Genomic DNA, 12,440 nt, shown 5'->3' on the forward strand with positions numbered 1-12,440 from the left:
GGTACCCGGTGATCCGGGTACCGGCCCCACGGCCGTGCTCGGTGCGGCGGCGCGGTCAGCCGGTGTTGCGCAGGCCGGCGGCGATGCCGTTGACCGTGAGCAGCAGGGCGCGGGCGCGCAGCGGGTCCTCCGGGAGGCCCTGGGCGACCAGCTCGCGCTGACGGCGCAGCAGGGCGACCTGGAGGTAGGAGATCGGGTCGAGGTAGGCGTCGCGGACCCCGAAGGTCTGCTTCAGGACCTCGTTGTGCTCCAGGAGCTCGTTCTCGCCGGTGAGGCGCAGGACCTCCTTGAGGGTGAGGTCGTGCTCCGCGACGATCTGGTCGAAGACGTGGTGCAGTTCGGCGGGGACGAGCTGCTCGACGTAGTGCCGGGCGATCCGCAGGTCGGTCTTGGCCAGCGTCATGGCGACGTTGGACAGGAAGTTCTGGAAGAAGTGCCACTGGCCGTGCATCTCGTCCAGCACGTCGCCGAGGCCGGCCTCGCGGGCGGCGGCGAGGCCGGAGCCGACGCCGTACCAGCCGGGGACGATCTGGCGGGACTGGGTCCAGCCGAACACCCACGGGATGGCGCGCAGGCCGTCGAGGCCGGCGCCGGAGTCGGGGCGGCGGGAGGGCCGCGAGCCGAGGTGCAGGGAGGCGAGCTGGTCGACCGGGGTGGCCGCGAAGAAGTACTTCGGGAGGTCCTCCTGCTCGACGAGCGCGCGGTAGGAGGTGTGGGCGGCCTCGGAGACCTGGTCCATCGCCGCGTCCCAGCGGGCGAGCTCCTCGGGGGCCTGGCGCGGTGCGGTGTGCAGGGCGGAGGCGGCGAGGGTGGCGGAGATGGTCAGTTCGAGGTTCTCCCGGGCGAGGGAGGGGAGCAGGTACTTGTCGGAGATGACCTCGCCCTGCTCGGTGACCTTGATCTCGCCCTCCAGGGTGCCCCAGGGCTGGGCCAGGATGGCCTCGTGCGAGGGGCCGCCGCCGCGGCCGACGGTGCCGCCGCGGCCGTGGAAGAGGCGCAGCCGGATGCCGTAGCGGTGGGCGACGTCGCGCAGCCGGCGCTGGGCGCGGTGGATCTCCCACTGGGAGGTGGTGATGCCGCCGAACTTGGAGGAGTCGGAGTAGCCGAGCATGACCTCCTGGATGTCGCCGCGCAGCGAGACGAGCAGCCGGTAGGACGGGTCGGAGAGCATCTCGTCCAGGATGCGGTCGGCTTCCTGGAGTTCGTCGGTGGTCTCCAGCAGCGGGACGATGCCGATCTTGGCGATGCCCGCGTGCAGGTCGATCAGGCCGGCCTCGCGGGCGAGGACGGTGGCGGCGAAGACGTCGTCGGCGCCCTGGCACATCGAGATGATGTAGCTCTCGACGATCTCGTCGCCGAAGCGCTCGAAGCCCTCGCGGATGGTGTTGAAGACGCCGAGGGTCTTGGTCCCGGCGGCGTCCAGCGGGGCGGGCGTGGGGGCGAGCGGGCGGCGCGAGCGGAGCTCCTTGGCGAGGAGCTTCTGGCGGTACTCGCGGGGCATGTCGGAGTAGCGCCAGGCCTCTTCGCCGAGGCGGTCGAAGAGCTGGCCGAGGGCGTGGTGGTGGGCCTCGGCGTGCTCGCGGACGTCCATGGTGGCGAGCTGGAGTCCGAACGCCTCGATGGTGCGGATCGCGCGGGCCAGCCGGCCGTCGGCGATCAGCTGGCCGCGGTGGCTGCGCAGCGAGTCCTGGATCAGCTTGAGGTCGGCGATCAGGTCGCGGGTGCCGCGGTAGTCGCGTCCCTCGATGTGCGGGGTGCCGCCGGCCAGGCGCTCGCGGGTGTTCTCCAGCTTGAGGCGCACGCAGGTGGCCTTCAGGCGGTAGGGCTCCTCGGCGTTCATCCGCTTGTAGCGCGGGCTCAGCTCGGGGAGCTGGTGCAGGTCGGTGTTGAGCGAGGCGAGGAGCTCGACGGAGGCGCCGGCGAGCCGCTCGGAGGTGGAGAGCGAGTTGCGCAGGTCGTCGACGGCGGCGAGGGCGTCCTTGATGCCGTACTCGTGCTGGAGGTTGAGGACGTCCCAGGTGACCTGCGGGGTGACGTTGGGGTTGCCGTCGCGGTCGCCGCCGATCCAGGTGCCGAAGGTCAGCGGCCGGACGCCCTCGGGGAGGGTCAGGCCGACCCGGGCAAGCTCCTCGTGCAGCTCCTCCAGGACCTCCGGGACGGCGTCGCGGTAGAGCTCGTCCAGGTAGTAGACGGCGTTGCGGGCCTCGTCGGTGGGCTCGGGGCGGGCGATGCGCAGTTCGTCGGTCTGCCAGAGCAGGTCGATGACCTCGGCGAGGCGGCGGTCGGCCTGGCGCTTGGCCGAGCTGTGCCGGGCGGGGTCGGTGGTGGAGAGGCCGGAGGCGACGTGCTCGCGGTGGATGCGCTCCAGCAGCTCGCCGATCCGGCGCAGCTTGTTGAGGACGCTGCGGCGGGCCGCCTCGGTGGGGTGGGCGGTGAAGACGGGGCGTACGGCCAGGTGGGCGAGGGTGTCCTCGAGGTGCTTGGGGTCGGCCTCGGCGAGCTGGTCGGCCGTCTGGGCGAGGAGGGATCCCTCGCGGGCGCGGCGGGTGGCGAACTCGCGGCCGCGGTGCACCTGCTCGGTGACGTTGGCGAGGTGGAAGTAGGTGGAGAAGGCGCGGACGAGCTTGCCTGCTGTCTCCAGGTCGATGTCCGAGAGCAGTTCGGCGGTGGCTTCGCCGTCGGTGCGGCTCAGCAGGCGGACCTGCTCGACCAGGCCCAGCAGCTGCGGGCCTTCCTGGCGTACCAGCGTCTCGCCCAGCAGGTCGCCGAGGCGGCGGATGTCCGCGCGCAGGGCGGCGTTGTCTGCGATCGGGTCGGCGGCGGTGGGACTGTCCGCCGGGGTGGGGACCGGAGCGGTCACGGCTGGCTCCCTGTGGTGGTGGGGTTCGGCAACGGCTCTCCCTCCCGGCCTGCGGCCGGGAGATGCCCCCATTGTGGTGAGGGACGCGTGCGGACCGCGCTGTCCGACGCGACCAGCATAGGTGTGAAGGGGGACGGCGTCCGAGAGGTGGCCGGATCGCGGACACGTCCGGCCGGTTCGGTGCGACGGTGCTCCGGTGTGCCGCGAGTGGTCTGGACCACTGGCCCGGAGGGAGGGCGGTGCCGGCCGTCCGGATGCCGGGGTGCACGGGCCGGGACCGGACCGCGGCGGGGCCGTAGGCTGTCGGGCATGAGCAAGACGCCGGGGGAGGGCGGTCCGGGCGGGCCGCTGTGGTGGTGGAAGCGGCGCCGCAGCGCCCTGCTGGACATCGGGCTGGCCGTGCTCGCGGCCCTGGAGTGCGCCGTCGGGGCGTACGACTTCGTCGGCGGGCGGCTCGGCCTGGGGCTCCCCGCGGCGGTCGCGGCGGCGGTGCTCGGGGCGCTGGCCGGGGCCACCCTGGTGGTGCGGCGGCGCTGGCCCGCGGTGCCGGTGCTGGTGGCGCTGCTCTTCGTGCCCGGCCTGTTCGGGGTCGTCCTGCTGGTGGTGTCGCTGTACACGCTGGCGGCGACCTGGGAGTGGCCGTCGCGGCGCCGCCGGGTGGTCGGGCTGGGGGCGCTGGCGTTCGCCGAGGCGCTGGCGGTCACGCTGGTCGCGGTGCTGACCCCCGATGAGCCGAACGAGGGTGCGCCGCCGTTGTGGGTGCTCGTCCTGCTGGCGGTGCTGGTCGCGGTCGGGCTGACGGTGCCGCCGGTGGTGACGGGGCTGTACATCGGGGCGAAGCGGCGCCTGGTCGAATCCCTGAAGGACCGTGCGCACGGTCTGGAGACCGAGCTCGACCTGCTGGCCGAACAGGCGCAGGAGCGGGCCCGCCGGGCCCGGCTGGAGGAGCGCACCCGGATCGCCCGGGAGATGCACGACGTGGTGGCCCACCGGGTGTCGCTGATGGTGGTGCACGCCGGGGCGGTGGAGCGGATCGCCGTGAAGGATCCGCAGAAGGCGGCGCAGAGCGCCAAGCTGGTCGCGGACGTGGGACGGCAGGCGCTGGACGAGCTGCGGGAGATCCTCGGCGTGCTGCGGATGTCGGAGGAGCCGGCCGACCGCCTCGACGGCCTGACCCGGCTGGTCGACCAGTCGAAGGCGGCGGGGATGGCCGTCACCCTCACGGTCAGCGGGGCGCGCCGCGCGTTCACCGCGCAGGCCGAGCAGACGGCCTTCCGGGTCGTCCAGGAGGGCCTGACCAACGCGCACAAGCACGCCGGCGGCGCCCTGGTCGCGGTGCTGCTGGCGTACGTCCCGAACGGCGTACGGGTGGCCGTGGTCAACGGCTGCCCCGCCGCCGCGGAGCGGGTCGGGCTGCCGGGCGGCGGCAACGGCCTGGTCGGCATGCGCGAACGGGTGGTCGCGCTCGGCGGGACCTTCTCGGCCGGGCCGGAGCAGGACGGCGGATTCCGGGTGGAGGCCGTCCTGCCGTCCCGCCTCGCCCTGCGGACGGAGCCGCTGGGCTGATCGGCCGAGCTGATCGGCTGGGCCGAGCCGCTGGCCCGAGGAGCTGGGCCCGAGCGGCCGGCGGGGGCCGCCGTCAGGCCGGCGGCTGCGGGCCGGCCGCGGTGTGCAGGCGGTCCGGGAGGATGCCGAGCAGGAGCGTGGTGACGGCCTCGTCGACGCTGTCGCCGAGGTACCACTCGCCGGTGGGGTCGAGGCTGTAGACCCGGCCGCCCTCGTCGATGGCGAGCAGGGCGCGGCCGTACATCTCCTCGCCGAGCGGCGCGAGCCTGGTGTCCAGGGCGCGGCCGAGGTCGGCCAGCGTCCGGGGCTGGTGCAGGCCGCAGAGCGGGTCCAGCAGGAACGGGGTGAGGGCGAGGTCGCGGCCGGCGCCGGCGGGCTCGAAGGCGAGGCCGCCGAACTCGGCCCAGGCCTCGACGGCGGCCGGGAACACCGCGTGCCGGGCGGGGTAGGGGTCGCCGGCGGGGCCGTCGTGGTGGGCCAGGGTGTCGGCCCACTCCTCGGCCTGCTGGATCTGCCAGCGGCCGGGGTGCCAGCCGGCCTGCTTGAGGCCGGCCGCGACGTCGGCGGCGAACCGGGGCCGGAGCCGGGAGGGGGAGGGAGGCTGACCGAGCGGGTTCAGGGGATGCTCCGGGAATGGGGGACAGGGGGCTTGCGGGGGCGGGGCGGGTGGGGCCCCGGTAGGTCAGGTGGTGGGCGGGCCGACGGCGACGCTCTGCACGTTCAGGTGTTCGAGCAGCGGGCCGCAGGAGCGGCACGGCGGCGCGTGGGTGCCGTGCGCGGGATCGTGCTCCTCGCGGATCCGGACGGTGGTGAGCCGGGCGCCCTTGAGGGACTTGCGGGCGTCGCCGAGGGTCAGCGGCTTGCGGGCGGCGCGCTTGGAGCGCCCCGCGTCCACGGCGGTCAGGTGCTGGGAGAGCAGGACGGCCTCCGGGCAGCGGCCGGTGAACCGCTCCCGCTGCTCGACCGGCAGCGCCGCCAGGAACTCGCCGACCAGCGGGTGCAGCCCGGGGGTGTGCTCGGACTTGTCGCCGGCCAGCGTGAGCACCCCGCCGCCGCGCAGGGACAGCGCGGCGGCCACGGCCGGCAGCAGGCTGTCGCGGTGGTGGCGCAGCAGGGGGGCGCCGGCCGTGGTGGTGTCCTCGATGGTCATGCGTCCTCCTGCTCCCGGCTGCTTTGTTGCTTCTGTGCGGATCTGCCCCTGCGGGCCAAGCCTGTCAAACGCCACTGTCAGATGATGACCCGGGGTGTGGAGGATGGGGCAGAAGTGCTGCGAGGTACAGGAGGCGTGACCGGTCGGCACGCGGTTGTGGCCGGATCTGCACACGGCCGTCACGAATCGTCCGTCGGTTTCCCGAATCCGTCCCGCCCGGGTGGCGCGGCCGGTAGCGTGCCTGCAACGGTCCGGCGGGGCGGCCGGCCGGCGGGGGAAGCCGGGCGGCCCGGCAACTCCACCGCCCGGTAGGGCTGTTGAGGCCGCCCGGGGCAACGGCGCCCCGGCGTCGAGCAAGGGGGGTCTTGCGATGACGTACGCAGAAACCGCCAACGAGGCGCCGGGCGAACACGTACCCACACCGGGCGCACCACCCCCGGCCAGGCCCGCTCAGCCGATCGGCATCGCCGTGATCGGCGCCGGCTACTGGGGCCCGAACCTCGTCCGCAACGCCCAGCAGACGCCCGCGCTGCGCCTGCACTGGCTCTGCGACCTGGACGACGCCCGCTCGCGCCGGGTGCTGGGCGAGTACAGCACCGTCCGCTCCACCACCTCCTTCGAGCAGGTGCTCGCCGACGAGCGGGTCCGGGCGGTGGCCGTCGCCACGCCCGCCGCCGCGCACCACCGGCTGGTCCGGGCCGCGCTGGAGGCGGGCAAGCACGTCCTGGTCGAGAAGCCGATCACCACCTCCGTCGCGGAGGCCACCGAACTGGTCGAACTGGCCGAGGCCCGCGGGCTGGTGCTGATGTGCGACCACACCTTCTGCTACACGCCCGTGGTGCGCCGGATCCGGGAGCTGGTGCACGGCGGGGAGATCGGCGACATCCAGTTCTTCGACTCGGTGCGGATCAACCTGGGCCTCGTGCAGCCCGACGTGGACGTGCTGTGGGACCTGGCACCGCACGACCTGTCCATCCTCGACTTCGTGCTGCCGCCGGGCGTGGAGCCGGTCGGGGTGAGCGCCCAGGGCGCCGACCCGATCGGCGCCGGCCGGGCCTGCGTGGCGTACCTGGCCGTCCGGCTGAGCAACGGCGCGCTCGCGCACTGCCACGTCAACTGGCTCTCGCCGACGAAGGTCCGCACCACGCTGATCGGCGGCTCGCGCCGCACGCTGGTCTGGGACGACCTCAACCCGCAGGCGCGCCTGGCGGTCCACGACCGGGGCGTGGACCTGACCCCGCCGGACGAGCTGACCGACGCGATCCGCCACCGGGCGCTGATCTCCTACCGGGTCGGCGAGATGGTCGCGCCGGCCCTGGTGGAGCAGGAGGCGCTGCGCAACGTGATGGCGGAGTTCGCCGCCGCGATCACCGAGGGCCGGGCCGCGCTCACCGACGGGCGGTCCGGCCTGCGGGTGCTGGAGCTGCTGCACGCGGCCTCGCTCAGTCTCGAACTCGGCGGCGCCACCGTCCCGGTGGGCGCCGGCGTCGTCCAGGAGCCGTCCACTCAGGAGAGGGCCACCGCACGGTGAACGCTGTAGAGATCGAGGGCTCCCGCTGCCTGGTCACGGGCGGGGCCGGCACCATCGGCTCCACCGTCGTCGACCGGCTGATCGCGGCCGGGGCCCGGGAGGTCGTCGTCCTGGACAACTTCGTCCGCGGCCGGGCGGAGAACCTGGCGGACGCCGCCCGCCTCGCCGCACCCGGCAGACTGCGCGTGGTGGACGGCGACATCCGCGACCGGGCGCTGCTGCGCGAGCTGCTGGAGCCCGGTACGGACCTGCTGTTCCACCTCGCCGCGATCCGGATCACCCAGTGCGCCACCGAACCGCGCCTCGCCCTGGAGATCATGGTCGACGGCACCTTCGACGTGGTCGAGGCCGCCGCCGAGACCGGCGTGCGCAAGGTCGTCGCCTCCTCCACCGCCTCCGTCTACGGCCTCGCCGACACCTTCCCCACCCCCGAGACCCAGCACCCGTACCACAACGACACCCTGTACGGCGCCGCGAAGGTGTTCAACGAGGGCCTGCTGCGGAGCTTCCACGCGATGTCCGGCCTGGACTACGTCGCGCTGCGCTACTTCAACGTGTACGGCCCGCGGATGGACGTGCACGGCCGCTACACCGAGGTGTTCATCCGCTGGATGGAGCGGATCGCCGCCGGGCAGCCCCCGTTGATCTTCGGCGACGGCTCCCAGACCATGGACTTCGTCTACACCGAGGACATCGCCCGGGCCAACCTGCTGGCCGCCGCCGCACCGGTCACCGACCGGGTCTACAACATCGCCACCGGCAGCGAGGTCTCGCTGCGCGGCCTCGCCGACGCGCTGCTCGGCGCGATGGACCGCCCCGACCTCGACGTCGAGCACGGCCCCGCCCGGGGCACGGCCGGCGGCGTCGTCCGCCGGCTCGCCGACATCTCGGCGGCCGAACGCGACCTCGGCTGGAAGCCCGAACTGGGCCTCGACGAGGGCCTGCGTCGGCTGGTCGCCTGGTGGCGCGAGCAGTAACCCCTGGACCGACCGGCACTCTGGAGAGCAGATGAGCACCATTCCCGTCATGCTGCCCTGGCTCGGCGAGGAGGAGGCCGAGGCCGCCGCCGAGGCCGTCCGCTCCGGCTGGGTGGCCCAGGGCCCCCGGGTCGCCGCGTTCGAACGGGCCTTCGCCGAGCACCTCGGCGTGCCGCACGCCGTCGCCGTCTCCTCCTGCACCACCGCGCTGCACCTCGCCCTGCTGGTGGCCGGCGTCGGCCCCGGCGACGAAGTCGTCGTCCCCTCCTTCTCGTTCATCGCCACCGCCAACGCCGTGGGCTACCTCGGCGCGACCCCGGTCTTCGCCGACGTCGACGAGACCACCGGCAACCTCACCGCGGCGAGCGTCGAACCGCTGCTCACCGGCCGGACGAAGGCCGTGGTCGCCGTCGACCAGGGCGGCGTGCCCGTCGACCTGGACGCCCTGCGCACCCTCGCCGACCCGCGCGGCATCACCGTGGTCGAGGACGCCGCCTGCGGCGCCGGCTCGCTCTACCGGGGCCGCCCGGTGGGCAGCACGGCCGAACTCGCCGCCTGGTCCTTCCACCCGCGCAAGCTGCTGACCACCGGCGAGGGCGGCATGGTCACCTGCCAGGACGGCGAACTCGCGGCCCGGCTGCGCCGGTTGCGCGAGCACGGGATGAGCGTCTCGGCCGCCGACCGGCATGCCGCGACGGGCGGCGCGAGCCTGCTGGAGACGTACGACGAGATCGGCTTCAACTACCGGATGACCGACATCCAGGCCGCCGTCGGCCTGGTGCAGCTGCGCAAGCTGCCCGCCATGGTCGCCCGCCGCCGCGAACTCGCCGACCGCTACCGCACCCTGCTGGCCGGCGCCGCCCCCGGTGCCCGGCTGGTCGCCGACCCGCCGCACGGCACCGGCAACCACCAGAGCTGCTGGCTGCTGCTGCCCGGCGGCGCCCCCGACCGGGCCGGCCTGCTCGCCCGCCTCGCCGCCGACGGCGTCAGCGCCCGGCGCGGCATCATGGCGGCCCATCTGGAGGCGCCGTACAAGGGGACGGCCCGGGTACCGCTGCCCGCCACCGAACTCCTCACCGCCCGCTCGATCGTGCTGCCGCTCTACCACGCGCTCACCGAGGCCCAGCAGGACCGCGTGGTGGCCGCCCTGGGTGCCGCGCTGTCCTGACCGCCCCGCCCCGCCCGCCAACCCGCCCGACCGCCCGCCCGCCCGACCGACCGACAGGAGAGCCACGGATGACGACCGCCGACGCCCCCATCCCGCTCGTCGACCTGCGGGCCGCGCACGCCGAGGTCGCCGAGGACGTCCGGGCCGGTTTCGACCGGGTGCTCGCCACCGGCGCGTACGTCAAGGGCCCGGTGGTGGCCGGCTTCGAGGCCGACTACGCGGCCTTCTCCGGTGTGCGGCACTGCGTCGGCGCGGCCAACGGCACCGACGCCCTCGAACTCGCCCTGCGCGCACTGGCCCTGCCCGCCGGCGGCGGCGTGCTGCTGCCCGCGAACACCTTCGTCGCCACCGCCGAGGCCGTGCTGCGGGCGGGCCTGCGCCCCGTCCTGGTGGACGCCGATCCCGAGCACCTGTTGATCGACCCGGCCCGGGCCGCCGACGCGCTGCCCGCCGCCGTGGCCCTGCTGCCCGTCCACCTGGGCGGCCAACTCGCCCCGATGCGGGAGCTCCTGGCGCTGGCCGGCGACCGGCCGGTGATCGAGGACGGCGCGCAGTCCCAGGGCGCCCGGCAGGAGGGCCGCAGCGGCCTGTGGGGCCGGATCGCCGCCACCAGCTTCTACCCGGGCAAGAACCTCGGCGCCTACGGGGACGCCGGCGCCGTCCTCACCGACGACGACGGCCTCGCCGCCGCCGTCCGCCTGACCGGCGACCACGGCTCCGGCCGCAAGTACGTCCACGAGCGGTTCGGCTTCAACTCCCGGATGGACGAGCTGCAGGCCGTCGTGCTGCGGGCCAAACTGCGCCGGCTGCCGGCCTGGAACGCCGCCCGGCGGGCCGCCGCCGCCCGCTACCACGAGCTCCTCGCGGGCGTCGACGCGCTGACCCTCCCCTCGGCCGGCCCCGGCAACGAGCACGTCTGGCACCTGTACGCGGTGCGGGTCGGGCGCGGGCGCGACGAGGTGCTGGCCGCTCTGCTGGCGGCCGGCATCGGCGCCGGCATCCACTACCCCGTCCCCGTCCACCTCCAGCCCGCCTTCCGGGAGTTCGGCGACGGCGAGGGGAGCTTCCCGGTCGCCGAGCGGGCCGCCCGCGAACTGCTGACCCTCCCGCTCTACCCGCAGATCACGCCGGCCCAGCAGACCCGGGTCGCCGAGACCCTGATCAAGGCCCTCGCCCGCCGCTGACCGCCGCCCGTCGCCCGCCGAACCTCCAGGCGGGGCGACCGCCGCCGGGCCCGACCCCCTACCCTGGTGTCCAGTAATCGGCTTCAGCCAGTGGGGGCTCCCAGATGACGACAGGTCGGCCCGGCACCGCCACCGCGCCCAACGGGGCGTACGCGGGCCAGGTGGTGCAGTTCCCGGACCCGGTGCGGGCCCAGAGGCACCCCGCCGGGGTCCGGGTGGACGCGTACGGCTACCCGGACTTCAGCGCGTACGCCGCCGCTGCCGCCGAGGTCGCCGACCCGCCGGAGGGCTTCGGCGTGGACGAACTGCGGCTGACCGACTTCGTCTCGGCGAACGCCGCGCTGTTCACCCAGGGCCACGAGCTCTGGGCCGACCTGGGCAGCGCCGTCGCCACCCCGCCGGGCTGGACCTGGCACCACGCGGTGGGCCGGGCGGCGCCGGGCTGGCGCCGGATGGAGCTGGTGCCCGTCGAGGTCAAGGCCCTGCTCCGGCACCACGGCGGCCTCGCGCACTCCTCCGCCGACCACAGCCGGCGCGGCACCCGCCCGCTCCAGGAGCGCCGGCCGGTGCACTTCTCGCTGGCGAAGGACGGCGGTGACCCGCTGAGCGTCCCCGAGGACCTCGTCCAGCACGCGGAGGAGCGCCTGGGCTACCGGCTCCCGGGCGCGTACCGCAACTTCCTCAAGGTGGCCGGCGGCCGCGCGCCGGTCGGCGTGGCGCTCGACACCGAGTTCGGACTGCTGGTCGACCAGCCGTTCCTGACGCTCGGCGAGGAGATCGGCGTCGAGGACCTCGTCTACGCCAACAAGTGCCTGCGCGACCACCTGACCAAGGACTACCTCGCCGTCGCGTACGTGCAGGGCGGCATCCTGGCGGTCAAGGTGCGCGGTGAGGGCACCGGCTCGGTCTGGGCCTGCCTGTACGACGACGCCCGGGACAACGGCGGCCCCGAGAGCCCGGAGGACCGGGTGGCCCGGCTGCTGCTGCCCTGCGGCGACGACTTCGACGCGTTCCTGCTCCGGCTGGCCGGCTGCCCGCCGGAGCTGGAGACGGTCGCGGAGCTGATGGTGGACGGCGGGTTCGCCCGCGCCGTACCGGCGCACTGAGGTGCGGGACGGACAGCGGTACGCACAGCCGTACGCACGGCCCGACGGGCCTGGGACAGATGGTGAGGGGACAGAGGTGAACCGGGCGTGGTGACGTACGCGCAGGCGCAGGAACTCGCGGACGACTGGATCAACGGCGGCGTGCCGCGGTCGCAGCAGCGCGAAGTACGGGTCCGGGAGTTCGACCTCGGCTTCGTCTGCTGGTCGGTGGACCCGGCCGGCGGCCCGGCGGCCGACGGCGGCGAGGCCCGGCTGGTGATCGCCCGCGACACCGGGGCGAGCACACTGTGGCCCGCCCTGCCGGTCAACGAGGTCGTCCGGAGCTACGAGGAGGTGTACGGGCGGCCGGTGGTGGCCAACCCGGCCGGTGCGGCCAGGCCCGCGCCCGGCCCGGTCGAGGCGACCTCCTTCCTGCTCAGCCCGCCGCAGTGGCTCCAGGAGGCCGGTGCGGCGGCGATCGCGGCCGAGGGCGCCCGGCTCGGCGCGCCCGAGCCGGCACCCGCGGCCCCGGCTCCGCCCGCCCCCGCGCCTTCACCCGCGCCTTCACCCGCGTCCGAGCCGGTGCGGCAGCCCTCGGTGCTCAGCACGCCCCCGGACTCCGACCGGCCGGCCGGCGACGCGCCCACCATGCTCGCCCCGCCGTCGGGCCAGGACGGACCGCCCCCGCCCCCGCCGCCGCCCGCCGCCCCGCTGCCGGTCGCGCCCCCGCCGCCGCCCGGTGCCACGCCGGTCTTCCCCGGCCCGCCGCCGGGCGCCGACGGCTACGCCCCCACGATGCTGGCCGGGCCCGGCGGCCCGCCCGGACCGCCGGCTCCGCCCTCGGTCGAGCACGCCCCGACCATGCTCGCCTCGCCGGACGCGCTGCCCGGCCTGATGGGCCTGCCCGGCGCGCCCGTCG

At 75.0% G+C, this 12,440-nt stretch carries 9 protein-coding genes and 1 pseudogene; 7 read left to right on the forward strand and 3 right to left on the reverse strand.

Translation table 11 applies throughout. From position 1 onward, the window contains the following. Positions 1-55: 55 nt before the first annotated feature. Positions 56-2,860, reverse strand: a complete 2,805-nt coding sequence (ppc, locus tag ACFUK0_RS37055; RefSeq protein ID WP_380257885.1) for a phosphoenolpyruvate carboxylase — start codon at positions 2,858-2,860, stop codon at positions 56-58. A 309-nt stretch (positions 2,861-3,169) separates the two neighbouring features. Here ppc and ACFUK0_RS37060 point away from each other — a divergent pair, with 309 nt between their 5' ends. Then, the gene (locus tag ACFUK0_RS37060) at positions 3,170-4,426 is read left to right on the forward strand and encodes a sensor histidine kinase (protein WP_380257887.1); all 1,257 of its coding nucleotides are present in this window, start codon (positions 3,170-3,172) and stop codon (positions 4,424-4,426) included. A 73-nt stretch (positions 4,427-4,499) separates the two neighbouring features. On the opposite strand, the gene ACFUK0_RS37065 is transcribed toward ACFUK0_RS37060, so the two are convergent. Together ACFUK0_RS37065 and ACFUK0_RS37070 are read right to left on the reverse strand one after the other, a co-directional pair. Then, entirely contained in the window at positions 4,500-5,045 is a 546-nt protein-coding gene (locus ACFUK0_RS37065) for an SUKH-3 domain-containing protein (protein WP_380257900.1), read from the reverse strand. A 63-nt stretch (positions 5,046-5,108) separates the two neighbouring features. After that, positions 5,109-5,576 carry a YwqJ-related putative deaminase gene (locus ACFUK0_RS37070; protein ID WP_380257889.1) on the reverse strand — a complete coding sequence of 156 codons (468 nt, stop codon included), beginning with the start codon at positions 5,574-5,576 and terminating at the stop codon, positions 5,109-5,111. 370 nt (positions 5,577-5,946) lie between these two features. On the opposite strand from ACFUK0_RS37070, the gene ACFUK0_RS37075 reads away from it, so the two are divergent. From ACFUK0_RS37075 to ACFUK0_RS37100, 6 genes and pseudogenes are all read left to right on the forward strand, one after another. Further along, entirely contained in the window at positions 5,947-7,107 is a 1,161-nt protein-coding gene (locus tag ACFUK0_RS37075; protein ID WP_380257891.1) for a Gfo/Idh/MocA family protein, read from the forward strand. Next, positions 7,104-8,084: an NAD-dependent epimerase/dehydratase family protein gene (locus ACFUK0_RS37080; protein ID WP_380257893.1), complete on the forward strand. Its 981-nt coding sequence runs from the start codon at positions 7,104-7,106 to the stop codon at positions 8,082-8,084. Before ACFUK0_RS37075 ends, ACFUK0_RS37080 begins: the two co-directional genes overlap by 4 nt. A gap of 31 nt (positions 8,085-8,115) precedes the next feature. After that, entirely contained in the window at positions 8,116-9,252 is a 1,137-nt protein-coding gene (locus ACFUK0_RS37085) for a DegT/DnrJ/EryC1/StrS family aminotransferase (protein ID WP_380257895.1), read from the forward strand. Positions 9,253-9,320: 68 nt separating this feature from the next. Further along, the gene (locus ACFUK0_RS37090) at positions 9,321-10,436 is read left to right on the forward strand and encodes a DegT/DnrJ/EryC1/StrS family aminotransferase (RefSeq protein ID WP_380257896.1); all 1,116 of its coding nucleotides are present in this window, start codon (positions 9,321-9,323) and stop codon (positions 10,434-10,436) included. 104 nt (positions 10,437-10,540) lie between these two features. Next, positions 10,541-11,542 (forward strand): HNH endonuclease, encoded by a 1,002-nt coding sequence (locus tag ACFUK0_RS37095; protein WP_380257898.1) that lies wholly within the window; start codon positions 10,541-10,543, stop codon positions 11,540-11,542. A gap of 87 nt (positions 11,543-11,629) precedes the next feature. After that, positions 11,630-12,440 (forward strand): annotated as a pseudogene (locus tag ACFUK0_RS37100) (hypothetical protein); the annotation flags it as partial.

Source organism: Kitasatospora sp. NPDC057223 (assembly GCF_042669755.1).
Lineage (GTDB): Bacteria > Actinomycetota > Actinomycetes > Streptomycetales > Streptomycetaceae > Kitasatospora.

Excerpts from the sequence above, each read along its gene's own strand:
- ACFUK0_RS37060 (WP_380257887.1), top strand. The coding sequence starts at position 3,170 with ATGAGCAAGACGCCGGGGGAGGGCGGTCCGGGCGGGCCGCTGTGGTGG.
- ACFUK0_RS37070 (WP_380257889.1), bottom strand. The coding sequence starts at position 5,576 with ATGACCATCGAGGACACCACCACGGCCGGCGCCCCCCTGCTGCGCCAC.
- ACFUK0_RS37075 (WP_380257891.1), top strand. The coding sequence starts at position 5,947 with ATGACGTACGCAGAAACCGCCAACGAGGCGCCGGGCGAACACGTACCC.
- ACFUK0_RS37085 (WP_380257895.1), top strand. The coding sequence starts at position 8,116 with ATGAGCACCATTCCCGTCATGCTGCCCTGGCTCGGCGAGGAGGAGGCC.
- ACFUK0_RS37090 (WP_380257896.1), top strand. The coding sequence starts at position 9,321 with ATGACGACCGCCGACGCCCCCATCCCGCTCGTCGACCTGCGGGCCGCG.
- ACFUK0_RS37095 (WP_380257898.1), top strand. The coding sequence starts at position 10,541 with ATGACGACAGGTCGGCCCGGCACCGCCACCGCGCCCAACGGGGCGTAC.